Annotated in this window: 27 protein-coding genes; 6 read left to right on the plus strand and 21 right to left on the minus strand. The window is 71.2% G+C overall.

Annotation, left to right across the window (positions count from 1 at the left end; all coding sequences use genetic code 11):
• Positions 1 to 23: 23 nt before the first annotated feature.
• The 5 genes from ACVN90_RS15310 to ACVN90_RS15330 form a co-directional block, all read right to left on the minus strand.
• A complete protein-coding gene (locus ACVN90_RS15310) occupies positions 24 to 656 on the minus strand; it encodes a response regulator (RefSeq protein ID WP_475099069.1) in 633 nt (210 codons plus the stop codon).
• Complete coding sequence (locus ACVN90_RS15315; RefSeq protein WP_475099070.1) at positions 653 to 1909, minus strand: sensor histidine kinase; 1257 nt, start codon at positions 1907 to 1909, stop codon at positions 653 to 655. The genes ACVN90_RS15310 and ACVN90_RS15315 overlap by 4 nt, the downstream gene beginning before the upstream one ends.
• 67 nt (positions 1910 to 1976) lie before the next feature.
• Positions 1977 to 2843: an ABC transporter permease gene (locus ACVN90_RS15320; RefSeq protein ID WP_475099071.1), complete on the minus strand. Its 867-nt coding sequence runs from the start codon at positions 2841 to 2843 to the stop codon at positions 1977 to 1979.
• Positions 2840 to 3733, minus strand: a complete 894-nt coding sequence (locus tag ACVN90_RS15325; protein WP_475099072.1) for an ABC transporter ATP-binding protein — start codon at positions 3731 to 3733, stop codon at positions 2840 to 2842. The genes ACVN90_RS15320 and ACVN90_RS15325 overlap by 4 nt, the downstream gene beginning before the upstream one ends.
• A 122-nt stretch (positions 3734 to 3855) precedes the next feature.
• Positions 3856 to 4194, minus strand: coding sequence for a hypothetical protein (locus tag ACVN90_RS15330; RefSeq protein ID WP_475099073.1), 339 nt, complete (start codon positions 4192 to 4194; stop codon positions 3856 to 3858).
• A gap of 150 nt (positions 4195 to 4344) precedes the next feature.
• Between ACVN90_RS15330 and ACVN90_RS15335 the strand changes: the two genes are divergently transcribed.
• Entirely contained in the window at positions 4345 to 5565 is a 1221-nt protein-coding gene (locus ACVN90_RS15335; protein WP_475099074.1) for a pyridoxal phosphate-dependent aminotransferase, read from the plus strand.
• 340 nt (positions 5566 to 5905) lie between these two features.
• Positions 5906 to 6391, plus strand: a complete 486-nt coding sequence (locus ACVN90_RS15340) for a hypothetical protein (RefSeq protein ID WP_475099075.1) — start codon at positions 5906 to 5908, stop codon at positions 6389 to 6391.
• Between the two features lie 3 nt (positions 6392 to 6394).
• On the opposite strand, the gene ACVN90_RS15345 is transcribed toward ACVN90_RS15340, so the two are convergent.
• Positions 6395 to 7663: an IS256 family transposase gene (locus ACVN90_RS15345; RefSeq protein ID WP_475098597.1), complete on the minus strand. Its 1269-nt coding sequence runs from the start codon at positions 7661 to 7663 to the stop codon at positions 6395 to 6397.
• 132 nt (positions 7664 to 7795) lie between these two features.
• On the opposite strand from ACVN90_RS15345, the gene ACVN90_RS15350 reads away from it, so the two are divergent.
• Positions 7796 to 8248 carry an endonuclease domain-containing protein gene (locus ACVN90_RS15350; protein WP_475099076.1) on the plus strand — a complete coding sequence of 151 codons (453 nt, stop codon included), beginning with the start codon at positions 7796 to 7798 and terminating at the stop codon, positions 8246 to 8248.
• Between the two features lie 236 nt (positions 8249 to 8484).
• Here the strand turns inward: ACVN90_RS15350 and ACVN90_RS15355 are convergent, their stop codons facing one another.
• The 6 genes from ACVN90_RS15355 to ACVN90_RS15380 form a co-directional block, all read right to left on the minus strand.
• Positions 8485 to 9621 carry a UDP-N-acetylmuramate dehydrogenase gene (locus tag ACVN90_RS15355; protein WP_475099077.1) on the minus strand — a complete coding sequence of 379 codons (1137 nt, stop codon included), beginning with the start codon at positions 9619 to 9621 and terminating at the stop codon, positions 8485 to 8487.
• Between the two features lie 3 nt (positions 9622 to 9624).
• Positions 9625 to 10056, minus strand: a complete 432-nt coding sequence (locus tag ACVN90_RS15360; protein ID WP_475099078.1) for a MaoC/PaaZ C-terminal domain-containing protein — start codon at positions 10054 to 10056, stop codon at positions 9625 to 9627.
• Positions 10053 to 10502: an FAS1-like dehydratase domain-containing protein gene (locus ACVN90_RS15365; protein ID WP_475099079.1), complete on the minus strand. Its 450-nt coding sequence runs from the start codon at positions 10500 to 10502 to the stop codon at positions 10053 to 10055. The genes ACVN90_RS15360 and ACVN90_RS15365 overlap by 4 nt, the downstream gene beginning before the upstream one ends.
• A gap of 9 nt (positions 10503 to 10511) precedes the next feature.
• Complete coding sequence (locus ACVN90_RS15370) at positions 10512 to 11351, minus strand: sulfite exporter TauE/SafE family protein (protein WP_475099080.1); 840 nt, start codon at positions 11349 to 11351, stop codon at positions 10512 to 10514.
• Positions 11348 to 12058, minus strand: coding sequence for a DUF2510 domain-containing protein (locus ACVN90_RS15375; protein WP_475099081.1), 711 nt, complete (start codon positions 12056 to 12058; stop codon positions 11348 to 11350). The genes ACVN90_RS15370 and ACVN90_RS15375 overlap by 4 nt, the downstream gene beginning before the upstream one ends.
• 86 nt (positions 12059 to 12144) lie before the next feature.
• The gene (locus tag ACVN90_RS15380) at positions 12145 to 14289 is read right to left on the minus strand and encodes a heavy metal translocating P-type ATPase (protein ID WP_475099082.1); all 2145 of its coding nucleotides are present in this window, start codon (positions 14287 to 14289) and stop codon (positions 12145 to 12147) included.
• A 157-nt stretch (positions 14290 to 14446) separates the two neighbouring features.
• Here ACVN90_RS15380 and ACVN90_RS15385 point away from each other — a divergent pair, with 157 nt between their 5' ends.
• The gene (locus ACVN90_RS15385) at positions 14447 to 15829 is read left to right on the plus strand and encodes an alpha/beta fold hydrolase (RefSeq protein WP_475099083.1); all 1383 of its coding nucleotides are present in this window, start codon (positions 14447 to 14449) and stop codon (positions 15827 to 15829) included.
• 20 nt (positions 15830 to 15849) lie between these two features.
• Here ACVN90_RS15385 and ACVN90_RS15390 read toward each other — a convergent pair whose 3' ends face one another.
• The 8 genes from ACVN90_RS15390 to ACVN90_RS15425 are packed head-to-tail and all read right to left on the minus strand — an operon-like array spanning position 15850 to position 22997.
• Positions 15850 to 16413: an N-acetyltransferase family protein gene (locus ACVN90_RS15390; RefSeq protein WP_475099084.1), complete on the minus strand. Its 564-nt coding sequence runs from the start codon at positions 16411 to 16413 to the stop codon at positions 15850 to 15852.
• A complete protein-coding gene (locus tag ACVN90_RS15395) occupies positions 16410 to 18050 on the minus strand; it encodes an alkaline phosphatase family protein (protein ID WP_475099085.1) in 1641 nt (546 codons plus the stop codon). The genes ACVN90_RS15390 and ACVN90_RS15395 overlap by 4 nt, the downstream gene beginning before the upstream one ends.
• The gene (locus ACVN90_RS15400) at positions 18047 to 18790 is read right to left on the minus strand and encodes a RibD family protein (protein WP_475099086.1); all 744 of its coding nucleotides are present in this window, start codon (positions 18788 to 18790) and stop codon (positions 18047 to 18049) included. The genes ACVN90_RS15395 and ACVN90_RS15400 overlap by 4 nt, the downstream gene beginning before the upstream one ends.
• Complete coding sequence (locus tag ACVN90_RS15405; RefSeq protein WP_475099087.1) at positions 18787 to 19740, minus strand: lysylphosphatidylglycerol synthase domain-containing protein; 954 nt, start codon at positions 19738 to 19740, stop codon at positions 18787 to 18789. Before ACVN90_RS15405 ends, ACVN90_RS15400 begins: the two co-directional genes overlap by 4 nt.
• Positions 19728 to 20564 carry an SAM-dependent methyltransferase gene (locus ACVN90_RS15410; protein ID WP_475099088.1) on the minus strand — a complete coding sequence of 279 codons (837 nt, stop codon included), beginning with the start codon at positions 20562 to 20564 and terminating at the stop codon, positions 19728 to 19730. The genes ACVN90_RS15405 and ACVN90_RS15410 overlap by 13 nt, the downstream gene beginning before the upstream one ends.
• Positions 20561 to 21577 (minus strand): glycosyltransferase family 4 protein, encoded by a 1017-nt coding sequence (locus tag ACVN90_RS15415; protein ID WP_475099089.1) that lies wholly within the window; start codon positions 21575 to 21577, stop codon positions 20561 to 20563. The genes ACVN90_RS15410 and ACVN90_RS15415 overlap by 4 nt, the downstream gene beginning before the upstream one ends.
• A complete protein-coding gene (locus ACVN90_RS15420; RefSeq protein WP_475099090.1) occupies positions 21574 to 21969 on the minus strand; it encodes a 6-pyruvoyl trahydropterin synthase family protein in 396 nt (131 codons plus the stop codon). The genes ACVN90_RS15415 and ACVN90_RS15420 overlap by 4 nt, the downstream gene beginning before the upstream one ends.
• A complete protein-coding gene (locus tag ACVN90_RS15425) occupies positions 21966 to 22997 on the minus strand; it encodes a zinc-dependent alcohol dehydrogenase (protein ID WP_475099091.1) in 1032 nt (343 codons plus the stop codon). The genes ACVN90_RS15420 and ACVN90_RS15425 overlap by 4 nt, the downstream gene beginning before the upstream one ends.
• A gap of 20 nt (positions 22998 to 23017) precedes the next feature.
• On the opposite strand from ACVN90_RS15425, the gene ACVN90_RS15430 reads away from it, so the two are divergent.
• Entirely contained in the window at positions 23018 to 23770 is a 753-nt protein-coding gene (locus ACVN90_RS15430) for a CDP-alcohol phosphatidyltransferase family protein (RefSeq protein WP_475099092.1), read from the plus strand.
• A 4-nt stretch (positions 23771 to 23774) separates the two neighbouring features.
• Positions 23775 to 24197, plus strand: a complete 423-nt coding sequence (locus ACVN90_RS15435) for a hypothetical protein (RefSeq protein ID WP_475099093.1) — start codon at positions 23775 to 23777, stop codon at positions 24195 to 24197.
• A 74-nt stretch (positions 24198 to 24271) separates the two neighbouring features.
• Here ACVN90_RS15435 and ACVN90_RS15440 read toward each other — a convergent pair whose 3' ends face one another.
• Entirely contained in the window at positions 24272 to 25642 is a 1371-nt protein-coding gene (locus ACVN90_RS15440) for an MFS transporter (protein WP_475099094.1), read from the minus strand.
• Positions 25643 to 25737 lie beyond the last annotated feature (95 nt).

Consider the following 25737-nt stretch of genomic DNA (forward strand, 5'->3'; position numbering starts at 1 on the left):
GCGCCGGCGACAGCGGCGAATCGTCAACTCAGCAGGCCGCGCTCCATCGCGAGCGTCACAGCTCGGGTGCGGTCGGCGACGCCGAGCTTCTCGAACACCTTGAGCAGGTGCGTCTTGACGGTCGACTCGCCGATGCCGAGGGCGACCGCGATCTGCTTGTTGCTGTGCCCGGTGGCGACCAGGCGCAGCACGTCGAGCTCCCGCGCGGTCAGCACGGTCTCGGGCTCGGGGCGCCGCATGCGCTCGACCAGGCGCACCGCCACCTGGGGCGACAGCGCCGACTGCCCCGCCGCGACGGAGCGGATGCCGGCGACGATCTCGGCCTGCGGAGCGGCCTTCAGGAGGTAGCCCGTCGCACCGGCCTCGATGGCCGCGAGGATCTGATCGTCGGATTCGTACGTCGTGAGGATCAGCACGCGCGGCGGCGGGTCTCCCGCCTCTCCCCCGGCGATCCGCGCGGTGGCCGCGACACCGTCGACGTGCGGCATACGCAGGTCCATCAGCACGACATCCGGACGCGTCGCGGCCGCGAGACGCACGGCTTCGTCGCCATCGGATGCCTCGGCCACGACCTCGAAGCCGGGTTCGTCCGAGAGCAGCCCGGCGAGCCCGGCCCGCACCACGGGATGGTCGTCGGCGATGAGCAGCCGGATCATGGGCGATCCCCCTTCGCCCGCATCGCGTCGGCGGCGACATCGTCCGACGTGGTCGGCATCACGGCGACCGCCTCGCCCTGCGCGTCGTGCGACGCCTCCGGAAGCCTGACCGTCAGCGTCGTGCCCTCGCCCGGCGTCGATGCGACGCCGAACGCGCCGCCGGCGAGCGCCACGCGCTCACGCATGCCCTCCAGCCCGAATCCGCTCCCCGGCCGCGACGTCTCGAACCCGCGTCCGTCGTCGCGCACCTCGAGCACCGCGGCACCGTCGGCCGCGACCTCCACGCGCACGGCCACCTCCGCGGCGCCCGCGTGCTTCGTCACGTTCGACAGCGCTTCCTGCAGGCACCGCAGCAGCACCACCTGAGCCTCGCGATCGAGCTGGCCCTGCACGCGGACGGTGTCGAGCGTGATGCGCGCCGTGCCGTGTTCGCGGAACCGCTCGATGAGACGCTCGACCGCGGCGCCGAACGCCGGCTCGCGCGGAACGGCCGCCGTGCGGGCCACGAGCGCGCGGGACTCGGCGAGCGCGTCGCGCGCGACCTGCTCGACGGTGGCGATCGTGGTGGCCGCAGCATCCGTCTGCCCTTCCCGAGATTGCCGACCCGCCCGCTCGGCGAAGATCACCAGGCCTGCGAGCGTCTGCGCCAAGGTATCGTGGATGTCGCGGGCCAGGCGCTCGCGCTCCGCCGACGCACCGCGCTCGCGACTGAGCGCCTCGACCTCGGTCTGCGCCGCCGTCAGCTCGGCGAGCAGTCGCTCGCGCTCCTCGCCGTACTCGGCGATGCGGGCGATCCAGAGGCCGATGGCGATCGCGAAAGAGAGCGAGAAGACCGCGGTCGTGGCGCCGGCGAGGAGGGAGTCCACGTTCGGTCCGTACCCGAAGCTCGCCCCGACGAACACGCTTCCTGCGATCACCGCCGAGCCACCGACCCCGCGCTTGCGCGAGTCGCCGATCACCCAGACCAGCGGGTAGGCCAGCGTCTGGAGCATCGCCATGAAGGGAGCCGCGCCCGCGCCGATCCCGGCGGCGACGGCGGCCACCGAGAGGAAGGCGGGGTACCGCCACGCCGCGCGCGGCGGCTCGATCGCGTCGCGGCCGATCAGGGCGTAGCCCAGCGCGAAGAGGCCGATCGCCGCGAGCGCGATCGCCGTGCGGGCGGCGGTCGCGGGCGGGAAGAGGAAGACGAGCGCGATGGCGATGACGGCCGACACGATCGACACGATCGCGTCCCACCCCCGCTTCGTCAGCATCTTCCCTCGTCCGTTCGTCGATCGGTGCCCGGCGCCGCGCGATCCGCGGACGCCGGGCACCGTCAGGCTATGCGTCGCGCCGGATCCAGCGGAAGGTGACGCGCGACAGCACCAGACCCACGATCAACCAGATTCCGAGAGCGATCGCGACGCCCGCGAGGTTCCACTCCCCGTTCTGCTCGAGCGTGGCATACGCGTCGGGCAGGAACACCGCACGCATGCCCTGTGCCATCCACTTGAGCGGGAAGAGTCCTGCGACGTTCTGAAGCCACTCCGGCAGCTGCGAGAACGTGAGGTAGACGCCGGAGATGAACTGCAGCGCGAGCGCGATCGGCACGACCACGGCGGTCGCGCTCTTCGCGGTGCGCGGCACGGACGACAGCGCGACACCGAGGAGGGCCGACGTCGTGATCCCGAGGACGAACACCCACGCGAAGGTCATCCAGCGTTCGGGCTCCGTGGGCAGCTCGACCCCGAGCACCGTGGACGCGAACACCAGCAGCAGCGCGGACTGCAGCACCCCGGTGACGAGCACCTGCCCGATCTTGCCGATGAAGTAGCTCACCGGCGACAGCGGCGTGCCGCCGAGTCGCTTGAGCATGCCGTCGGACCGCTCGATCGCGATGTCCATCGCGAGGTTCTGGAAGCCCGACAGCAGCAGGCCCGCGGCGATCATGCCGGGCAGGTACAGCTCGGCCATCGAGATCGGCGGCACGCCGGGCGCGATCTGCACGTCACCGTCCGATCCGAACGCGACGCTGAACAGGCCCAGCATGAAGACGGGGAACAGGAACGTGAAGAACAGCGTGTCGCCCGAGCGGAAGTACTGCATCAGCTCGAACCGCGTGCGCCAGATGCCCACGCTGAGGACGTTGCGGCGCGCGCGGCGCGGACGGATGCTCACGCTCCGCGACTTCTCGACGGTGACGCTCATCGCACCGCTCCCTTCGTCTCGGGGGCCGCACCCGCAGTCGCCTCCGCCGTGGTCTCGCCGACCAACTCGAGGTAGACGTCCTCGAGGCTCGGCCGCACGATCTCGAGCTCGGCAGGTGCCTCACCCAGCCGCGCGGCCAGAGCGGTCGCGAACGCGAAGGGGTCCTCGGTGCGCTCCTGCCGCAGCATCCCGTTCTCCACCCATCGCACGATCGGCACGCGTGCCGCCTCGCCGCCGAACCCCGCGACGGGGCCGATCGCCTGCAGCCGGCCGGCGGCGATCACCGCGACGCGGTCGGCGAGTTGCGCCGCCTCGTCGAGATAGTGCGTGGTCAGCACGATCGTCGTGCCCTCGGCCTGGAGGCGCCGGATGAGCTCCCAGAACTCGCGACGCGCGTGCGGGTCGAAGCCCGTCGTCGGCTCGTCGAGGAACAGCAGCTCGGGGCGCCCGATGATGCCGAGGGCCACATCGACGCGGCGCTGCTGGCCGCCGGAGAGCTTCGAGATGCGGGTCTTCGCCTGCGCCTCGAGGCCGACCGCAGCGATCACCTCGTCGACGTCGCGCGGATCCGGGTAGAAGCCCGCGAACTGCCGCAGCTGCTCGCGGACGGTGACGAGGCCGGACTGGCCGGTCGACTGGAGCACGATCCCGAGTCGGGCCTTGAGGTCGAGGCCGCCCGTGGCGGGATCGACGCCGAGCACCTCGACGTCGCCGCCTGTGCGCCGCCGGTACCCCTCGAGGATCTCGACGGTGGTCGACTTGCCGGCGCCGTTCGGTCCGAGGAGGGCGAACGTCTCGCCGCGCTCGATCTCGAACGACACCCCGTCGACGACCGTGCGATCGCCGTACGCCTTGCGCAGGTTCCGCACCCGCACCGCTTGTGTCTGCATGCTTCCAGCGTCGCGGAGGACGGATGCCGCCCCCAGCCGTCATCCGCAGGAGAAGGCATCCCCCATTCGGTGGATGCCGTCATCCAGCGTGCGCTCCGCGCGCGGCCCGGAGGGCGATCCTGTCAGTGACCGTGTGCGGCCGTCACCGGGACGGGGACGGGAGCTGCCGCACCGGCTGCCTCCTCCTCGGCGCGCAGCAGGCGCTGGCCGCGGACTCCGCCGGCGAGCGCCCAGGCGAGCAGCCACACCCCCGAGACGACCGTGACGATGAAGGAGACCCGCAGCCCGACGTCGGGGTCGAGCAGCAGCACGAGGCTGATGAGGGCGACGAGGCCGCCGAGGACCGCGCCCGTGGCGCCGATGATGGTCAGCACGCACCCGCGCGCGAGCCACCAGGCGATCCCACCGGCGATGACGAGCACGATCGCGAGCACGACGGCTCCCCAGATCCAGGCGTCCACGACGCACAGGCTACCGCGCCCGCGGGCCGATCCGGAAGAGCGCTTACCCTCGGACGTTCCGTCGTGTCGCGCCCGGATCGCGCACGCGCACGGTCCACGCGTGCGCAACCGGCGGCTGTAACGTCGCGAGGCGCCGACTACGCTCGAAGCGTGACCGAACGCGCACCGCTCTCCCGCAAGCCCACGCTTTCCAACAAGCTCAGTGCCATCGCCGAGTCGGCGACCCTCAAGGTCGATGCCAAGGCGAAGGCGCTTCAGGCCGCCGGCCGGCCCGTCATCTCGTATGCGGCGGGCGAGCCCGATTTCGCGACCCCGCAGTTCATCGTGGATGCCGCCGCCGAGGCGCTGCACAACCCCGCGAACTTCCGCTACACGCCCGCCGCCGGCCTTCCGGTGCTGCGCGAGGCGATCGCCGCGAAGACGCTCCGCGACTCGGGCCTCGACGTCGACCCGTCGCAGATCATCGTCACCAACGGCGGCAAGCAGGCCGTCTACCAGGCCTTCCAGACCGTCGTGAACCCCGGCGACGAGGTGCTGCTGCCGGCCCCGTACTGGACGACGTACCCCGAGGCGATCGCGCTGGCCGACGGCATCCCCGTCGAGGTGTTCGCCGGTGCCGACCAGGACTACAAGGTGACCGTCGAGCAGCTCGAGGCCGCCCGCACCGACAAGACGACGGCCCTCGTGTTCGTGTCGCCCTCGAACCCGACCGGCTCGGTGTACACCCTCGAAGAGACCGAGGCCATCGGCCGCTGGGCCGTCGAGCACGGCATCTGGATCATCTCGGACGAGATCTACCAGAACCTCGTCTACGAAGGCACGCGCGCCGTGTCGATCGTGGAGGCGGTTCCGGATGCTGCGGCCCAGACGATCCTGGTCAACGGCGTCGCGAAGACCTACGCGATGACCGGCTGGCGCCTGGGCTGGATGGTCGGCCCCAAGGACGCGATCAAGATCGCCGGCAACCTGCAGTCGCACCTGTGCTCGAACGTGAACAACATCGCGCAGCGCGCGGCGTTGGCAGCCCTCAGCGGTCCGCAGGACGAGGTCGAGCAGATGCGCCAGGCCTTCGACCGCCGCCGCCGCCTCATCGTGGCGGAGCTGTCGAAGATCGACGGCGTCGACGTTCCCACGCCGCTCGGCGCCTTCTACGCCTACCCCGACGTACGCGGCCTCCTCGGCCGCGAGTGGGCGGGGGTCACGCCCACGACGTCGCTCGAACTCGCCGACCTCATCCTCGAGAAGGCCGAGGTCGCCGTCGTTCCGGGTGAGGCCTTCGGCCCGTCCGGCTACCTGCGCCTGTCGTACGCGCTCGGCGACGACGCCCTCCTCGAGGGTGTGCAGCGCCTGCAGCGTCTCTTCGCGTCGTAACGCATCACCCTTCGGAACGCGGATGCCTCGGCCCAGAGGCATCCGCGTTCCTCCGTCTGCGCGCGACCCGTCGCGCCGTCTTGGTGAGTCGCCACGAATCGGTGCTGGGACCGTTCCATCTTGGCGACTCGCCAAACGAAGCGACGTGTCCACACCTGCCGTTCAGTGCATTTTGGCGACTCGCCAGCATCCGCCGCCCAATCGCCGTGCTTCAGGCGAATCGACTGAGGTTCTCGCCGACGTCGTGCCCGTTCCTCCCCAGCGACCCCGGCTGGGCAAGATTCCTCGGAACGGTTGGGTTGGTTGCGGGCACCGTATCCCGGGCGACGACGATCGACAGATGCGCGATTGGCACCTCCCACCTCACCTGCTTCCAGGCTTCACCGTGCGCGAGGCCCGCGAAGCAGGAGTCGCCCCCTCGCAGCTTTCGGCGAGGACGCTGCTGCATCCGTTCCATGGCGCTCGAACGACGAGGGAACTGAGCCCGATGGCCCGCCTTGAGCTCCTGATGCGCGCGCTGCCCTCACATGCCTTCGCCTGCGGCCCTACCGCGGGTGCGGTGATCGGCGTGCCGCTCCCCGTCGCGCTGAAGCACGACGCGTTCGGACGGCCGACGATCGGGGTGCCCTATCCGAGCAACAGAATCCGAGGGCGGCGGGTCCGCGGACGATCCCTGCAGATCGCCGACGATGAGGTGATGACGAGGCGTCGCATCCGTGTGACTCGTCCATCGCGGACCTGGCGCGACCTCTCCGCCGAACTGGACCTTCCTTCGGGTCAAGTCCCGTGGCGTGGTGTCACTTCTGTTGTTGCCGATGGTGGGTGATGGTCAGGCGGTGAGGTACAGCTCGGTGCGGGCGGGCTCGGTGTGTTCGTGCAGGGAGTGGATGAGCTTGCGCATTGAGATGTCGGAGAAGTAGCGGCGTTCGCCGTATTGCCACTCCTCGTGCTGCTCCTGCAGAACAGCGCCGATGAGGCGGGTCACGGAGTCGCGGTCGGGGAAGATCTGGACGACGTCGGCGCGGCGTTTGATCTCGCGGTTGAGCCGTTCGATCGGATTGTTGGACCAGACCTTCTGCCAGTGCTCTCGAGGGGTCGAGGCGAAACCGGTGAGGTCTGGCTCGGCGGTTTCGAGCATGGCGGCGATCTCGGGGAACGACCCGCGGAGGCTGTCGGTGACGGCCTGGTACTGGGCGAGCACGGCCTCCGGCGTGGTCTGCGCGAAGATCGTGGTGATCAGCGCGTTGACCGGCTTGGAGCGCGCGGATCCGATCTTCTGGGTGACGTTGCGGGCGAAATGGACTCGGCATCTCTGCCAGCCAGCTCCGGGCAGGATCGCCTTCACCGCTGCTTTCAGGCCGGCGTGCGCGTCGCTGGTGACCAGGGCGACCCCGAGCGGGTCGGCGTCGGTGGCGACCTTCAGTCCCCGGTCGCGGAGGCTGCGGAGGAACTCGGTCCAGAAGTCGGTGGTCTCCGCGTCTCCCAGCGCCATCCCGAGGATCTCCCGGCGGCCCTCGCCGCTGACGCCGGTGGCGACGACGAGGGCTTGGGAGACGACCCGGCCGCGGTGGCGGACGTCGAGGTAGGTGGCGTCCAGGAAGAGGTAGGGGAACCACGTGTGGTCGATCCGGCGGTGCAGGAACTCCTGCACGGCCTCGTCGATCTCACTGCAGATCCGCGACACCGTCGACCGGCTGATACCGGTGTCGTTGCCCAGCGCCCGGATCAGCTGGTCGACCTTGCGAGTGCTCACCCCGTCGATCCAGGCCTGGCAGATCACGGCGTAGAGCGCCTTGTCGACCCGGCGGCGCGGGTGCAGCAACGACGGGAAGAACGATCCCTCCCGCAGCTTCGGGATCGCCAAGTCCACCTCCCCGGCCGGGGTCGCGAGCGTCTTGGGGCGGGTGCCGTTCCGCCGAGTGGTGCGCTCCGGGGTGCGTTCGTGCGGCGCCGCGCCGATCTTCACCGTCGCTTCCGCGTCGATCAGGTCCTGCAAGCCGGCCTGCAGCATCCGGCGGAACACGTCCGAATGAGCGAGCTCCGGCTCGGCGAGGACTTCGGCAATCAGGGTCGTCAAGGCAGACTGGTTCTGGGTCATCGTGGGATCACTTCTTTGCTTCTTGGCGGAAACAACTGGTCTCCCACGATGGCCCTCCTACGTCAACGACGACGAGGACCCCGTGGGAAGTGACACCACGCTATGAGACGCACCCTTCCTTCGTTCGTCGCCGTGACGGACTTCCTCATCGCGCGCAATCGACGCCGTTGCACGATCGATCAACTGGCTGCGGAGCACACCCGAGCACCGCACTCGCCCGGTGCTGGAATTCGTCGCCGCGCCCTCGAGCTCTGTTCGGAGCGTTCGGAGTCACCGCGTGAGTCGGAGCTCCGCTGTGTCCTCGAACTGGCCGGTCTCCCAAGGCCTGAGTGCAACGTCGAGATCTATGACGGCACACGATTCGTGGCCCGAGTCGACATGCTCTACCGCGGGCAGAAACTGATCATCGAGTATTACGGCGATCACCATCGCGACCCGGATCAGTGGAGTCGGGATGAAATGCGGCGCGCCGAACTGGAATCTCTCGGCTACCGATTCACGGTCGTCACCCGGCGCGACTTCGACGACCTGCCCGCCCTCGCGGGCCGTATCCGCCGGCTGCTCTCCGCATCGACCGCGGGCTGATCTGCAGCAGCGCCCCGCGGCCGGGAGTCCGGCGACCGGCCGACGCGTCGTCCCCCCTGCTCTGGCGACTCGCCAAGAGCTTGGGCGAATGCCGCCGATTCTGGCGACTCGCCAGAATCGGGGCTAGGCGCTCAAAGCGCGATCCGCCAAGAATCATTGCGATTGTGCGCGGATGCTGGCGACTCGCCAAAAGGCAGGGGCCCGCGAGCCCGGCTGATACAGCGGGGTGGGACGGGCTAGAGCTCGACGTTCACGAGGACGGGCTCGGGCTGCAGGACGAGGCCGAACTCGGACTGCACGCGGCCCTGAATGAAGCGCGCGAGCTCTGCGAGCTCGGCGGCGGTCGCGTGGCCGCGGTTCGTGAGCGCGAGGGCGTGCTTGGTCGACAGCCCTGCGCGCGAGCGCGGCAGCTTGAAGCCCTTCCGCACCCCGGCGTGCTCGATGAGCCAGCCGGCACTCACCTTGACGTCGGACTCGACGGTGGTGGGCGCGGGCACGTAGCCGTCGAAGTTCGCCAGCGGGATGACGAGCACCGGGTCGAGGTCGGGGTGCACCGGCCAGCGCGGGCACGCCTCGGGGAGCGTGCGGGCGAAGGATGCCGACACCACGGCGTTCTGGAAGAACGAGCCGGCGCTGTACGTGTCGGGGTCGTCGGCGTCGAGCACCATGCCCTTGGTGCGGCGGGTCTCGAGGATGCGGTCACGCACCCACGCGAGGGTCACCGCGTCGTCGGGGCCGAGCCGCAGCGCGGTGCGCAGCTGGTCGCCGGCGATGGCGCGCGCGCCCTGGCCGATCTCCGGCAGGTCCAGTGTCACCGAGAGGATCACCGCGCGCCGCGCGGGCACCGAGCCGTAGTGGTGCTTGAGCACCGACGTGCGGAAGCCCAGCCCGAGCTCGGCGGCGGGAACGGTCGACACCTCGCCGGTGGACTCGTCGAGAAGCTCCACCTCGCTCAGGGTCTGCACGATCTCCTGGCCGTAGGCGCCGATGTTCTGCACCGGCGCGGCGCCGACGGTTCCGGGGATCCCCGACATCGCCTCGATGCCGCCGAGCCCCTCCGCGACCGCGAAGGCGACGAGGTCGTCCCAGTCGTGGCCCGCTTGCACCTTCAGGCGCACGCGTCCGGGCAGGGGCGACGGCATCCGTTCGACGCCCTTCGTGAGCACGCGCACCACGGTGCCGTCGAAGTCCTCGTCGCCGACGAACAGGTTGGATCCGCCGCCGAGCACGAGCCATTCGTCGCCGGAGGCCCACACGTCGCGCAGGGCGTCGACGAGCTCACCGGTGGTGGCGGCATCGATCATGCGTTCCGGCGTGCCGCCGGTGCGCAGCGTCGTGAGCCGCGACAGTGGGATGGGAGTCACGTCGGGCATGCGTCAGACGGTCCGGACGCGCACCTGCGCCTTGACGAGCACCGTGTTGCCGTCGAACGACACGGTGAGGTCGATGCGCGCCGACTCGTCGTCGACCGCGCCGACCTTCGCGACGACGGTCACGTCGGCGCCGGTCTCGGGGTCGACCACGACGGGCTTGGTGAAGCGCACCCCGTACTCGAGGATGCGTCCGGTGTCTCCGACCCACGATTCGATCGTTCCGACGGCCAGGCCCATCGTGAGCATGCCGTGGGCGAGGACGCCGGGCAGACCCACCGCGGCGGCGACGTCGTCGCGGTAGTGGATCGGGTTGAAGTCCCCGGAGGCCCCGGCATAGCGCACGAGGGAGTCGCGGGTGAGATGCACGGTGCGCTCCGCGACGATGTCGCCGACGGCGAGCGCCCCGGTCGCTGAGCCTGTCGAAGCGCCGCTCATTCGTCGCCCTCCCCCACGAGGAGCACCGACGTCGCGGTCACGACGTGGTCACCCGCAGCATCCGTGATCTCGGACTCGCTCGTCACCATCGCGGCCGCGCCCATGGCCCGCAGGCCCGTCACCGACAGCTTCGCAGTGAGCGCGTCTCCCGCCACGATCGGCCGCGAGTAGCGGAACCTCTGCTCGGCGTGCAGCACGTTCTTGAGGACGATGCCCGAGTCGGGCTCGCCGAGCAGCTGCTGGAGCGTGGCATCGGTCACGACGATCGCGAAGGTCGGCGGCGCGACGACGTCGGCATAGCCGAGCGCCTGCGCGGCGGCGGGGTCGGTGTGCTGCGGGTCATCGGCGAAGACGGCGCGCGCGAACTCGCGCACCTTCTCGCGACCCACGAGGTAGGGGGTCGTCGGCGGGAAGTCGCGGCCGACGAGCTCGGGGTTCACTGGCACCAGGCCATCCTACCGAGCGGGCTCCCCCGCCCCGGCCGGGCCGGTGGCCGGGCGAGGGCGTCCGCGCCACGCGCGCAGACCCATCTGCACCGCGATGATCACGAGGTACGCCGCGAAGAGCATGTTGCCGACGAACGGATCGATGAGGGTCGCCGCCCATGCGCCGAGCGCGGTCGTGGTGCACGCCGCGACGCCGACGATCGCCGCAGCGACGAGGTCGACGTTGCGGCGGCGGAGGTTGCCCATCGTGCCCGAGACCGCCGTCGGGATCATCATGAGCAGCGACGTGCCCTTGGCGACGAGGTCGCTCGTGCCGAACAGCACCATGAGCGCCGGGACCACGATGATGCCCCCGCCGACGCCGATGAGGCCCGACAGGATGCCGGTGATCACGCCCAGCACCACGAGCAGGGTGCCGCTCAGCCACGTGAGGGAGAGCTCTGCGTCGCGCGACGGGATGACGATGAACAGACTCACGATGACGGCGGCGAGGAAGCCGACGAAAGCCCACCTCAGCACCGTCAGGGAGAGCCGCGGCAGCAGCCATGTGCCGATCTGGGCACCGACCACCGCACCGGCGGCGAGCAGCAGCGCGGGGATCCACGCGACGGACCCGTGCACGGCGTACGAGATGACGCCGACCGTCGCGGTCGGCACGATCGCGGCGAGCGACGTCCCTGCGGCGAGGCGCTGGTCGAAGCGGAGGAACAGCACGAGGAAGGGCACGATGACCGTCCCGCCGCCCACGCCGAACAGGCCTGACAGCAATCCGGCGAGCAGACCGATGCCGACGCAGGTGAGAACGAACCGTGCGTCGCGGGGAGGGCGTGCCGTCTCGGGCGCGGTCATTCGGAGTACAGGTAGTCGATCAGCCATTCGCCGTCGGCCTCGACCAGGGTGTACTCGTAGACCTGAGCACCCTCGGACGGGTCCGTGGGCTCGCCGTTCTCGTCGACCAGCTGCGTGTAGGTCTCGTTGGTCGTCACGATGATCTCGCTGCCGGAGCTCTCCACGTCGGTGACGTTCACCGTGTAGTCCTCGATGCCGGTGCTGAAGGCCGCCGCCTGATCAGCGAACGCAGCGCAATCGTTCAGCGCGGAGTCCGTGCGGAACTGCTCGGTCGTCGCGGCGGTGAGTTTTTCGCAATCGGCCTCCTGCCAGGCCTCGTCGTAGAGCCCGACGGTTGCGACCGCGGCGCGCTCGTCGTCGGTCTGACCGCCGGAGGTCACCGCCGACGCCGACATGAGCAGCAGCGGGATCACGACGGCAGCGGCGATCACGATGCCCAGCAGTACGACACCCAACACCACCCACACGATCCACAGCTTCGACTTCGCGCGCGGCTCGGTCGCGGCCGCGAAGCCGCCCCCGGCCGCAGGAGTGCCGGTGGCGCCCGGCTGATCGAAGCCCAGGTCGCCGGCCAGGATCTCAGCCTCGGTCGGCGCCGGCGAGGTCTCGGGATCGGGCTGCGCGCTGTGTTCCGTCCACTGCGCGCCGTCCCACCAGCGCATTGCGCCGTGACCGTCGTCGTACCAGCCGGGAGGAGTCGTCGCCATCCTCAAACCCTATCTCCGCTGACTCTGGAGGAACGGACGCGGATGCTGCGCCCCGGCGCTGCGGGTCGCAGCATCCGTGTCCCAGATCAGCGCTCGAGGACGGCTCGGGCGCTCGGCTCGGGACGGATGTCGAGACGGCGCAGCAGTTGCGCGTTGAGCGCCACCACGACCGTCGACAGCGACATCAGGATCGCACCGACCGACATCGGCAGCACGAAGCCGATCGGGGCGAGGACTCCGGCCGCGAGCGGCACCGAGATGAGGTTGTAACCCGCCGCCCACCACAGGTTCTGCGTCATCTTGCGGTAGCTCGCGCGGGACAGCTCGATCACCGACAGCACCGAGCGCGGATCGCTCGACGCGAGGATGACCCCCGCCGACCCGATCGCGACGTCGGTTCCGGCGCCGATCGCGATGCCGACATCGGCACGCGCGAGCGCGGGCGCGTCGTTGACGCCGTCGCCCACCATTGCGACCTTGAGGCCCTCGCCCTGCAGCTCGGCGACCTTGCGCTCCTTGTCTTCGGGACGGACGCCGGCGAAGACGCGACGGATGCCGAGCGCCTGGGCCACCGACCGGGCGACGGGTTCGGCATCGCCCGTGATCATGACCACCTCGACGCCCAGCTTCTGCAGTGCGTCGACGGCCTCGCGCGACTCGGGACGGATCTCGTCGGCGAGCGCGATCCCGCCCACGACAGCGCCGTCACGCACGACGTGGAGCACGATCGACCCCTGGTCGCGCCAGGTGCGGGCGGCGGGGACGTCCGCGGCGCCGATCTCCTCGAGCAGACGCGGTCCGCCGACCCGGACGACATGCCCGTCGACGGCCGCGGTCACGCCGACCGCCGGTGACGACTGGAAGCCTGACGCGGGGGCGAGCGCGAGGCCGCGCTCGTGGGCGGCGCGCACGATCGCCTTCGCGAGCGGGTGCTCGCTGTCGGCCTCGGCGGCCGCGGCGAGCGCCAGCACGCCGTCGGCATCCAGGTCGGTCACGGCGGCGATATCGCCCACGGTCGGCTCGCCCTTCGTGAGCGTGCCCGTCTTGTCGAACAGCACCGCGCCGATCGTGCGCATGCTCTCGAGCGCGAGGCGGTCCTTGATGAGCACACCGCCGCGCGCTGCGCGCTCGGTCGCGATCGACACGACGAGGGGGATCGCGAGGCCGAGAGCGTGGGGGCAGGCGATCACGAGCACGGTGATGGTGCGCACGACCGCCTCGTCGGGACGTCCGAACGCGGTCCACACGATCGCGGTGAGCGCGGCGGCGGCCAGGGCGAACCAGAACAGCCAGCCCGCGGCCCGGTCGGCCAGTCGCTGCGCACGCGAGGTCGAGTTCTGCGCCTCGGCGACCAGCCGCTGTATGCCGGCCAGAGTGGTGTCATCGCCGGTCGCGGTGACCTCGATCCGAATGCCCGAGTCCGTGGCGACGGTGCCGGCCGTCACGTGGTCGCCGACGCTGCGGGCGACCGGGCGGGACTCGCCCGTGACCATCGACTCGTCCATGTCGGCGGCGCCGTCGACGATCCGCCCGTCGGCGGGAACGCTGCCGCCGGGACGCACCACGACGACATCGCCCAGGCGGAGGTCGGACGGCGCCACCGTCACGACGCGGTCGCCCTCCACGCGCTCGGCCTCGTCGGGAAGGAGCGCCGCGAGCGAGTCGAGCGCAGACGTCGCCTGGGCGAGCGATCGCATCTCGATCCAGTGACCGAGCAGCATGATCACGATGAGGAGGGCCAGCTCCCACCAGAATTCGAGCTCGTGGTGCAGCAGTCCGAGGCTCGCTCCCCACGACGCGAAGAAGGCGACCGTGATCGCGAGCCCGATGAGCAGCATCATGCCGGGCTTGCGGGCACGCAGCTCCGACACGGCGCCCGAGAGGAACGGCCAGCCGCCCCAGAAGTACATGACGGTGCCGCCGAGCGGCGAGATCCAGCGGACCCACGGCGCGTCAGGCAGCGTATAGCCGAGCACCATCGCGAACATGCCCGAGAACGCGACGACCGGCACCGCGAGGGCGAGGTTGATCCAGAACAGCCGGCGGAAGCGGGCGACGTGGTCCGCGCCGTGACCGGCGTGGCTCATGTGCGCGCCGTGGTCGGCGTGATCGGCGTGGGCGCCGTGATCGGCGTCCGTGGTGGCCGTGGCACTCATGGCGTGGTGCGGTGCGTGGTCATGTCCAGCATGGTCGTGGGTCGCGTGGTCAGTGTGGCGATGCGGATCGGTCACGATGCCCTCCTCGTCCAAGTACGGTTCCGTTATACCCCCCAGGGGTATCAACTTCAATCGCCCTTCCGCGTGGCGTATTCCCGATTCCCCGCGCAACGTGGCGGATGTCGGCAGGTCGCGCGACACTGACATCACCCCGGAGTCGCGAGGAGCACGAATGGACATCATCCTGGTCGCCGGCCTGTGGATGGGCGGATGGGCGTGGTACGAGGTGGCACCGGCGCTCGAACGGGAAGGGCATCGGCCGGTGCCGCTCACCCTTCCCGGCATGGGGTCTGCCGACGCCGACCGGTCGGCGATCACCCTGGCCGACCACGTGGCGGCGGTCGTCGCCGCGATCGACGAAGCACCCGGCGAGCAGGTCGTGCTGGTCGGGCACTCCGCCGGCGCGGGCATCGTCTACGCGGCGGCCGACGCGCGTCCGCACCGTATCGCGCGGCTGATCCTCATCGGAGGCTTCCCGACCGCCGACGGCTACCCGCTGCTCGACGGGTTCGCGACGGAGGGTGGCGAGCTCCCGCTCCCGCCGTGGAGCGAGTTCGAAGAGGCTGATCTGCGCGATCTCGGCGACGGCGGGATGACGGCCTTCCGCGCGTACGCGATCCCGTCTCCCGCCGGTGTCGTCACCGGCATCCAGCGCCTCGGCGACGACCGCCGGCTCGACATCCCCGTCACCGCCGTGGCGACCGAGTACACGGTCGCCGACCTGCGGAGCTGGATCGACGCGGGCGCACCGCCGGTGCAGGAGTTCGCGCGTCTGCGCGATGTGACCTACGTCGACCTGCCGACGGGGCACTGGCCGCAGCTGACCCGTCCGCAGCAGCTGGCCCGCCTCATCCTCGCGCAGCCGCCACTGGGCGACGGCACGATCGCCCCGGAGGTCGAGACGATCAGCCCGGTCGCCTTCCACGCGTCGGAGGGCGTGGAGGACTGGCGGGTCCTGTACTGGGGCGCGCACGCCTTCTTCCGCGCCGAATCGCTCTCCCACGGCGCGCGTCTGGTGGCAGAGGTCGCCGCGATCGCCGAGGGCCTCGACCACTACCCCGACATCGACCTGCGCCCCGAGGGCGTCTTCGTCAAGACCTTCAGCCGTCGCGACGGCGCGCTGAGCCGGACGGATGCCGAGCTCGCGGCATCGGTGTCACGCGCCGCCCGCGAACTCGGCCTCGAGGCCGACCCGTCCGCCCTCACCGTCGTCGGCATCGCGGTCGCGCAGGGCCCGGACGCGCACGTGCGGCCGTTCTGGAGCGCCGCGCTCGGCTACGACCCGCTCGGCGCCGAAGACGCGATCGACCCGCTGCGCCGCAACCCGCACGTGTGGTTCCACCCGCTCGCGCCGCCGAAGGCCGGCCGCGGGCGCACGCACATCGACATCTCGGTGCCGCGCGACCAGGTCGACGCTCGGGTGGCGGCCGCGCTGGCGGCGGGTGGCCGAATGGCCGACGACTCCCACGCGCCCGAGTGGTGGACCCTGACGTCGCCCGACAACCACGGGGTCGACATCGCCGCCTGGACGGATGACTCGGACTTCTCCGGCTGAGACCTCCCGAGACCGGCCGGTCACCTCAGCATGCGGACGTCGATGATCGTCGGCACCATCGGGTCGGTCTGCTCGGCGCCGTCGAACTCGAAGCCGTTGCGCCGGTAGAAGGCGATGGCGCGCGGGTTCTCCTTCGCCACCCACAGCACCGCCGGCCCCTCCTCCAGCACCGCATCGAGGAGCGCCTGTCCGGCCCCGCCGCCGTGGTCGGCGGCGGCGACGTAGAGCATGTAGAGCTGGCGCTCGCGCGGCGCCGCCCCGCCGAACTCGAGGCCCGGTCCGGAGGTCGCGAAGCCGATGATGCGGCCCTCGCTCTCGGCGATCCAGATGCGCCACTCGTCGCGGGGGTTGTCCAGGATGCGGGTCCACATGCTCCGTCGTCCCTGCACGAACTCGTCGTCGAAGAATCCAGCGGGCAGCAGGTGGGTGTACGTCTCCCGCCACGTCGCCACGTGCAGCGCGGCGATCTCGGCCGCGTCGCGCGGCTCGGGCACGCGCAGGGTGAACGTCATGCCGTCATCCTGCCAGCGGGCGCGGCGGCTCGACAGGTGCACGATCACGGCGTCCGGCGCGGACGGCGTCACCGCCCGGAACCGAATGCCGTGAAGAGGCGGTCGCGGAAGGCGTCCATGCGCCACACCGGGGACGTGTCCGACGGGCTCAGTCCAGGAGTCCACTTCCAGTCGGCGATCGCGTCGAACACCGCCGGGTCCTTTGCGATGACGCTGATCGGCACGTCGCGGCCGGCGTCGTCGCCGCTCACGATCGCCGCCGGCTGGTGGTCGCCGAGCAGGACGACGACCAGGTTCGGATCGTCGACGTTCTCGAAGAAAGACAGCATCGATCCCAGCGTGTACTCGACGGATTTCCCGTACGAACGCTGGATCGCCTCCGGGTCCTTCCAGACCTCGCTCGCCTGCGGACCGCGGGTCGGCTGCGCGTCGTAGATCGAGCCGTCGCCGACGTCATCCCACGGCACCAGCTCGGGAAGAGGCGCCCACGGCGTGTGCGACGACACCAGGTCGATCTCCGCCATCACCGGCCGGCCGGAAGCCGCGAGCACCTGATCGGCGAAGTGCTTGAGCGTGAACTGATCCGGAATGCGCGCGTACCCGAACGAGGGGCCGCGGTAACCGACGTTCGTCGCGTCGAGGAGGGTGTCGTAGCGGTAGAACGTCGAGCCGACCTCCCAGGGGTGCCGGTTCGACGGGACGTCGCTCACCGTGCGCCAGCCGGCGCGGCCGAATGCCGCGCTGAGCGTGAGGCGGTCCGTGTGCACCACCAGGTCGTATACCGCCTGCGAGTCGACCCACACGCCGGTCTGCAGGGTCGCGTGCGCGAGCCAGCTCACCCCGCCGAACGTCGGCGACGTCAGCCATGCGCTCCGCGTCGTATAGCCGTCGGCCTCGAGCATCTCGTCGCCACGGCGCAGCACGTCGTTCACTCCGTCCGAGATGCCGTCGCCCTCGAGCGCGACCCGCCCATAGCTCTCGACGAACACGAACAGCACGTCCTTGCCCTCGAGCGCGGCCAGCAGGTCTGCCGCCGGCACCCCGGTGAACGGGTCGTCGGCGACCTCCCGGGCGACCCGGGCCCGCGTCTCGAGCGCCGAGACCGCGCGCAACACCGCCGAGCCGACGGATCCGGTGGATGCTGCGGCCGCGACCGGATCCGGAAGGCGCAGCGGCGGCGCCACCGCCGCCATCACGATCCACGCCACGGTGACGGCGGCGAGCGCGGCGCGTCCGCGATCGCCCCGGCGGCGGAGTGCCGTGTCGACCCGCAGCACGGCCCACCCGGCCGCGACGCCGACGGCGACGATCAGTGCGACGGCCGCGGCGAACAAGGCAGTGGCCGGCGCCGGTCCGATCGCCGAGGCGACGACCCCGTACGCGTCGCCCAGCTGGAGCCAATCCAGCGGTACGAAATGGATGCCGATCGCCGCCTGATAGCCGAGATCGATGCTCGCGAGGAGCACGGCGACGGCGATGAACACGCCGAACGCGGTCGCGACGGCGCTGCGAAGCATCCGCCACGGGATCAGCGCGAGCACCAGCAGCGCCACGATCGACTCCACGGGGATGCGGACGAGATCGGCGATCGACCCCGACGCCAGAGCCCCGGGGATGAGCGGCAGCACGACGAGGGCGGAGATCGCCCCGCCGAGGGCGAGCCGCCGGCGCCAGACCGGGACGAAGCGCACGCCGGGCATCGTGCTCACAGACGCTCGGCGGCGGACCGTGCGGCTCCCGTCGGTTCGGCGTCGAGCATGCCGAAGCGGTCCGACAGGGCGTAGCGCAGGAGCACGACGTCGCCGATCTGGCGCGTGTCGGCGAGGTGCGCGCGGCGGGATGCCGTCCACGGGAAGGAACCCGGTCCGACGACGCGCGGAGCACCGGTCTCTCCGACGAAGAACGGAGCGACCACGAGGTGGAGCTCGTCGACGAGGTCGGCGCCGAGGAACTGGGTCAGCACCGTGCCGCCCCCCTCGACCATGAGACTCTGCACCCCGTGGTGCGCGCCGAGATCGTCGAGGAGGGCGTCCATCGTGACGCACTCGTCGCCGATCCCGACGACGACCGCGCGATGGCCCAGCCGTGCGCCGAGATCCGCCGCGCGGGCCCGCGGGCAATAGACGATGCGGGGCCCCTCCCCCGTTGTGAAGAACGCGGCATCCGGTGAAAGGTCTCCGCTCGCGGTCACCGTCACCTTCGCCGGGGATTCCTGGCGCCCCGAGGCCAGTCGCCGCGCGCGACGCGCGCCATCGCGCACCAGCAGGCGCGGGTTGTCGCGGCGCACCGTCGACGCTCCGACCATGATCGCGTCGTGCAGCGCGCGCACGTCGTCGACGCGGTCGAGGTCGGCGGCGTTGGACATCGCGAGCCGGGCGGGCTCGAGGCTGTCGAGGTAGCCGTCGATCGACATCGCGCAGCTGAGGGTGACATAGGGTCGCTCGCTCATGCGGATCTCCTCTTCCCGATGATGCCCCTTGCAGGGAGCGATCGGAAGCGGCCCGCGAGCAGTGCGAGGGAGCCGGGGAGGACGGCGACCACGGTGACCACGCCGAACGCGGTGGACACGGTGACGCCCGCGCCCGCACCGAGCCCCGCGAGTGCGAACGCCGAGGCGGCGACCGCCTCGCGCGGCCCCCAGCCGCCGACATTCACGGGGATGGCGGCCGCGCCGAGCACGATCAGCGCCACCACGGCGAGCTCGTCCGCACCGGCCTGCACTCCGGCGGCCAGCCCCACGACCACGAAGGTGGCGGCGTGCGCCGCGACAACGACGAGCGACGCGGCCACGATCGCGCACAGCGCGGCCGGCCGCACGAGGACGGGGCGCAGCATCCGATACTCCCGATGCAGCGCGGCGCGCCCGCGCCGGGTGGCGGCGACGACGCCGACGACAGCGATCGCCAGCGCGGCGATCGCGCCGCTGATCCCGGCCAGCGGCGCGAGCGGCGACGCCAGCCCCAGCGGGAGCAGGATCGCGAGCGTGAGCACGACCTGCACGAGTTGCCCGGCGACGCGCTCCGCCGCGACCGCCCGACCGGCGAGATCGATGCGCTCGTGATGCTGCCCGTGGACGTACGCACGATGGACATCGCCCACGACCCCGCCGGGAAGCACGGTGTTGAGGAACTGCGAGCGGTAGTACGCGGCGAACGCCTCGCTCCATGGCAGCGGCAGCCCGAACCCTGCGGAGACGATGCGCCAGCGCCACGCGGCGGCCGCCGTGGCGACCGCGGCGAGCGCCGCGGCGGCGAGGATCGTCGCCGGTGAGATCGTAGCCAGGCCGTGCAGGAACGGCTCGACGCCCACGACGGCGACAGTCCCCGCCACGACGGCGAGCCCCGCCGCGATCCGCAGCCCGGACCGCAGGCGCGGCGGGATCCTGCTCAGCCCGGCCATGCCAGCAGGTCCTCGTGGGAGACGGTCACGTGCAGTCGCCCGGCCGCGAGCTGCACGAGGCGACGCCGGCGGTACCCGGCGGCGGCGCGCGCCAGTTCGGGGCGCTGCTCCACCGCAGCGCCGATCCAGCCGTCCAGCCACTCGCCGACGAGCGCGCTGTCGCCGCGCGCGAGCCGCCACGGGGTCGCCGCGGTGCGGACGCTCCAGCCGGCGTCGGCGAAGCGCGCCCCGACCATGGCGACCGCGTCGGGGCCCAGCATCCGTCGTCCTGACGCGTCGCGGCGCTGATGGTCGTTGAAGGCGGACTCGAGGGCGCGCTCGAGATCGTCGGGCCGCTCGGCGGGACGAACCCGCGCCGAGCCCGTGACCGAGAGGCTGAACAGCGCCGGCGTGCCCGCGGCGACGCAGGCCGCGACGACGTGGGCGGCCTCCGCCTCGGTGATCACGTCGAGGAGAGCGGATGCCGTCACCGCCGCCGCGCCGGCGAAGGCGTCGAGCGGCAACGAGGCGAGGTGCTCCACGACGACGTCCGACTCGATCGCCCGGCCCGCTGCGTCGACCACCGTCTGCAGGTCGAGGTGCTCGACGATGTCGGCATCGCCGTCGCGCAGCACCCACCGCTGCGGACCCGGGAGCCGCGGAGCAAGCCAGCGGGTCATCGAGCCGGTGCCCGCGCCGAGGTCGTGCAGCACGAGGGGCGCCGCCTCCGAGCCGGGAGCGAGCAGGCGTGCGAGTTCGTGGGCGAGGTCGGCCGATCGCGCGTCGTCGTCGGCGGGCGCGCGGAGCGCGAGCCACCCGGCGGTCGCTGTCGAGATCGTGGTCATGCCGCCTCCAAGGCGTCGGCCACGCGGGCCACGGTGTCGCGCCACGTCGGCAGCGTCGCTCGCGCGGCGAGCGCCTCGCGGCGCAGACGCGCCCGCAGCGCGGGGTCGGTCAGCCAGGCGTCCAGGGCCGCGGCGAGCGCAGCGGGGTCGCCGGGTCGCACGAGCAGTCCCCCGCCCCCGGCGAGCGCGTCGGGGATGCCCCCGGTCTCGGCGCCGAGCACCGGGATCCCCCGCGCCCGCGCATCGGCGATCGCCATCCCCGAACTCTCGACACGGGACGGCGCGATCAGGAGCGCGCAATGGCGGTAGGCGTCGTCGACGGCCCGGTCGTCCAGCACGCCGACGAGCCGGACCCTCCCGTCGAGCGCGGCCGCCTGCCGGGCGATCCCCGCGGCGAACTCCGGGAACGCGTCCCTCGACCCGACGATCGTGCAGCTCCAGTCCTCGGGGCTCAATCGGGTCAGCGCGGCGAGAAGCGTGTCCTGCCCCTTGTGCGGCGCGATCACGCCGATGCACAGCAGTTGCCCTTCGTCCGCCGGCTCCGGGCTGGGCTCCGCGGGAAAGGCGCCGGGAACGGCGACGACAGTGCGACCGGGTTCCGCGAGCTCCCGCCGGGCGAGCTCGGCGGCCGTCCAGGCGCTCGTGACGATCACGCCGCGCGCCGACCCGAGGGCACGGCGCTCGGCGTCGATCGCGGCATCCGTCGCATCCGGGAAGGCCGCCGTCACCATGTGGGCCAGCACCGTGAGGCGCAGCCGCCCCGCCGCCTCCTCCACCGCGGCCGGCGCCCACCCCGCCACGAGTCCGTCGACCAGCACCCGCGATCGATCTGGCGCGTCACGGAGGACGGATGCTGCGCCCCCCGCGTCCGCCGCCTCGCACACGTCCACGTCCCAGCCGCAGCGGCGGAGTCCGTCGCGGATGTGCCGGTCGTAGACGTTGCCGCCGCTGACGCGTCGCGGATCGTCGACCCCTGCCGGGACGACGAAGCGAAGGGACGGAGCATCCGTCACAACGCCACCTCGTAGGAGGCCCACGCGACATGCGATTCGTGCAACGTCACGACGATCCCGCTCAGGTGCGCCTCGCCGACATCGCCGCCCTGCACGCGCGCGGCGAGGCGGTCGCCGATGATCTGACACAGCCGCTCGGTCGTGGTGTTCACGCCCTGCAGGTCGGGCTCGTCGTCGAGGTTGCGGTAGGTGAGCGCACCCACGATCTCGCGGAGCACCTCGCCCGCCAGGCCGATGTCGACGACGACGCCGTGCTCGTCGAGGTCGTCGGCACGGAACGTCGCGTCGACGAGGAACGTCGCGCCGTGCAGCTGCTGCGCGGGTCCGAAGACGTCGCCGCGCAGGCTGTGGGCGATCATGAGGTGGTCGCGGACGGTGACGCTGAAGCTCATTCGGCGCTCCAATCGATCGTTAGGCACAGTTCGCCGGCGGTGCCGTCGGCGAGCGCGGCGGTCGCCTCGGGCAACTGCCGCCAGGACGAGGTGCCGCCGAGCAGCGCGTCGTATGCGGGATCCTCGAGCAGTCGCAGGGCGAGCGCAAGGCGGTTGCGCGTCGTGCGGGAGCCTCTCCGGCGTGCGGCGACCACGCCGACCTGACTCGGCCGGAGCGCGATGCGGCGGGAGTGGAAGTCCGCGCCGAGCTCGAGCGGGATCGGGCGGCTGCCGTACCAGCTGGCGACGATCACCTCGCCCTCGGTCGGCGCGAGGCCGAGCGCCAGCTGCAGCCCGGCGCCGGCGCCGCTGGCCTCGATCACGACGTCGGCCTGCGGCACGTCCTCCGACGCGAGGGCGAAGCCGACGCCGAGCGCCTCCGCGGTCGCCGCGCGCGCCGGGTCGACGTCGATGAGGGTGACCTCGGAACCCGGGATGCCGCGCGCCACGCGTGCGATCGCGCACCCGATCATGCCCGCGCCGACGACGACCACGCGGTCACCCACGAGCGGGGCGGCATCCCACAGCACATTGACCGCGGTCTCGAGCGCCCCGGCGAGCACCGCCCGGCGCGCCGGGACGGCGTCCGGGACCGGATGAAGGGCGTCCGCGGGCACGACGAAGCGCGACTGGTGCGGGAACAGGGAGAACACGGTGCGACCGCGGAGCACGGCGGGTCCGAGTTCGACCGTTCCGACGTTGAGATACCCGTACTTCACCGGGAACGGGAACTCGCCCGCCTGGAAAGGCGCGCGCATGCGTTCGCGCTCCGACGTCGGCACCTCGCCCCGGGCGACCAGCGACTCGGTGCCGCGGCTGACCCCCGTGTAGAGCGTGCGCACCGACGCCTCACCGTCGGAGACGTCCGGCACCGGCTCGCGGCGGAACTCGCCCCGCCCCGGGCCGACCGACCACCAGGCGGTCGCAGCATCCGGAATCTCGTGGTGAACCTCAGCGGGTCCCTGCGTCGTGTTCCCCGTGACCGCCATGACGAGTACACGGAGCGCGCATGGGAAAAGTTCAGTGGGTGCCCGGGTGGTGGGTCGCGGCCGGAATCGCCGGTCTGGCCGCGATCGGCATGGCGACGCCGCTGACCCCTGCGGCCTGGGCGACGGGCATCGGGTACCTCGCGGTGTCGACCGCGCTGCTCGTGAGGGGCATCCGTCGGGGTCTGGTCGAACGCTTCGGACCGGCGAACGCGGTCACCGCGACGCGGTCGATGCTCGTGGGGCTGGTGACCGCCCTGGTGGTGACCTCATTCGCCCACGAGGTGCCGACCGCGCTCCTTGTCGCGATCGTGGCTGTGGCACTCGCGCTCGACGGCGTCGACGGGTACGTCGCCCGCCGGACCCGCAGCGAGAGCGAGCTGGGCGGACGCTTCGACATGGAGGTCGACGCGTTCCTGCTGCTCGTCCTGTGCGTGTACGACGCGCGGTATGTCGGCTGGTGGGTGCTCACCATCGGCCTGCTCAGGTACGCGTTCGTCGTCGCGGGTTTGCTGCTGCCGTGGATGAGGCGGACGCTGCCGCCGCGCTACTGGCGCAAGGTCGTGACGGCCGCGTGCGGTGTCGCCCTCGCCATCGTCGCGTCCCAGCTTCTGACGCCCGCGATGAACGCGCTCATCGTCGTGGCGGCGCTTCTGCTGGTGCTCGAGTCGTTCGGACGCGACGTGATCTGGCTCGTGCGTGTGAACCTCGCGAGCACCCCGCTCGTTTCCCTCGAGAAGGCGTCGACCATCTCACCTCCGGAAGAGAGCAGGTAGGACCATGACCGAATCCAGCGTGCGCACGCTCTGGATCATGCGCATCCTCAGCGCGATCGCCCTCCTCGCCGCGGGCGGCATCCACTTCTATCTCGCCCTGAACGGCGTCGGCGGCTTCCTGGGGGTGATGTTCATCCTCAACGGCGTGGCCGGACTCGTCCTGGCGGTGGGGATGCTGCTCCTCCGCGGTCGCCTCCTGCAGCTCGTGACCGTGCTGGGCCTGCTGTTCCTCATCGCGACGCTGGGCGCCCTCGTCCTCGCGCTCACCGTGGGGCTGTTCGGCATCCACCAGACGTGGGACTTCACGCTCGTGCCGCAGACCGTGATCATCGAGTCGATCGGCATCGTGATCCTCGGGATCACGACCGCGATGGTGATGCGACCGCAGCCCGTGCCGGGGATGCGCCGGCACGCCACCGGCGTCTAGGCGACGGCCCGACGCGGACGCGCGAACGCCGGACCGCCCCGCCACGTGGGGTGGCGAGGCGGTCCGGGTGAAGCTCAGGCGCCGGCGGGCACCCTCTCGGCCGCGAGCTTCTCCTCGTCGAGGCGGTCGAGCTCGTGCAGCGAAGAACCCTTCGTCTCGCGCATGGAGATGACCGCGATGAGCGTGACCGCTGCCGCGATCGCGAGGTAGACCGCGACCGGGATGTACGAGCCGGTGCTGGCCAGAAGCGCGGTCGCGATGATCGGCGCGAGCGAGCCGGCGACGATCGACGTCACCTGGTAGCCCAGCGAGACGCCCGAGTAGCGCATGCGCGTGGGGAACATCTCGGACATGATCGCCGGCTGCGGCGCGTACATGAACGCGTGGATGAACAGCCCGAGGCAGATGGCCGCGACGATGATCACGGGGTTGCGCGTATCGAACATCGGGAAGGCGATGAAGCCCCACGCCGCCGCGCCGAGCGTGCCGATCAGGTACACCGGCTTGCGCCCGATCCTGTCGGTCAGCCCGCCGATGAGCGGGATGACGATCATGTGCACGATGTGCGCAATGACGAGCAGACCGAGGATCTCGGCCGTGTCCACCTCGAGCGCCACCGCCAGGTACGTGATCGAGAACGTCACGACGAGGTAGTACATGATGTTCTCCGCGAAGCGAAGGCCCATCGCCGTCAGCACGCCGCGCGGGTAGCGCTTCAGCACCTCGAGCACGCCGAAGCGCAGCGCCTTGGACTGCTCGACCTCCTTCTGCACCTCGAGGAAGATCGGGGCGTCCGTCACGCGGGTGCGGACGTAGTAGCCGATCGCGACGATCACGACCGACAGCCAGAACCCGATGCGCCAGCCCCACGCGAGGAACTGCTCCTCGGTGAGCGTGCGGCTGAGCACGAGCAGGACGACCGTCGCCACGAGGTTGCCGATCGGCACGGCGGCCTGCGGCCACGACGCCCAGAAGCCGCGCGTCTTGTTCGGCGAGTGCTCCGCGACGAGCAGCACTGCGCCGCCCCACTCGCCGCCGACGGCGAAGCCCTGTGCGAAGCGCAGCGCCACCAGGAGCGCCGGAGCCCAGTAGCCGATCATGTCGAAGGTGGGGAGGCATCCCATCAGGAACGTCGCCACGCCCACGAGGATGATCGCGAACTGCAGCAGTTTCTTGCGTCCGTACTTGTCGCCGAAGTGGCCGAACACGATGCCGCCGAGCGGCCGGGCGATGAAGCCGACCGCGTACGTGACGAACGCCGCGATGATGGGGGCGTACGGGTCGTCCGACGGCGGGAACATGATCTTGTTGAAGACGAGCGTCGCAGCTGTGGCGTAGAGGAAGAACTCGTACCACTCGACGACGGTGCCCGCCATCGAGGCCGTGACGACGCGCCGCAGGCTCGACTGCTTCATCGAGGCTGGGGCTGTCTGGGGTGATGCCATGCGCTGGTACCTCCTTGTAGAGCGCGGTGGCGGCTCGGGGGGAACCGCCCTGCGGGACGTTACCTGACGCACGATTCAGGTTTCAAGGGGTTGAC

The organism is Microbacterium sp. F01, assembly GCF_056156365.1.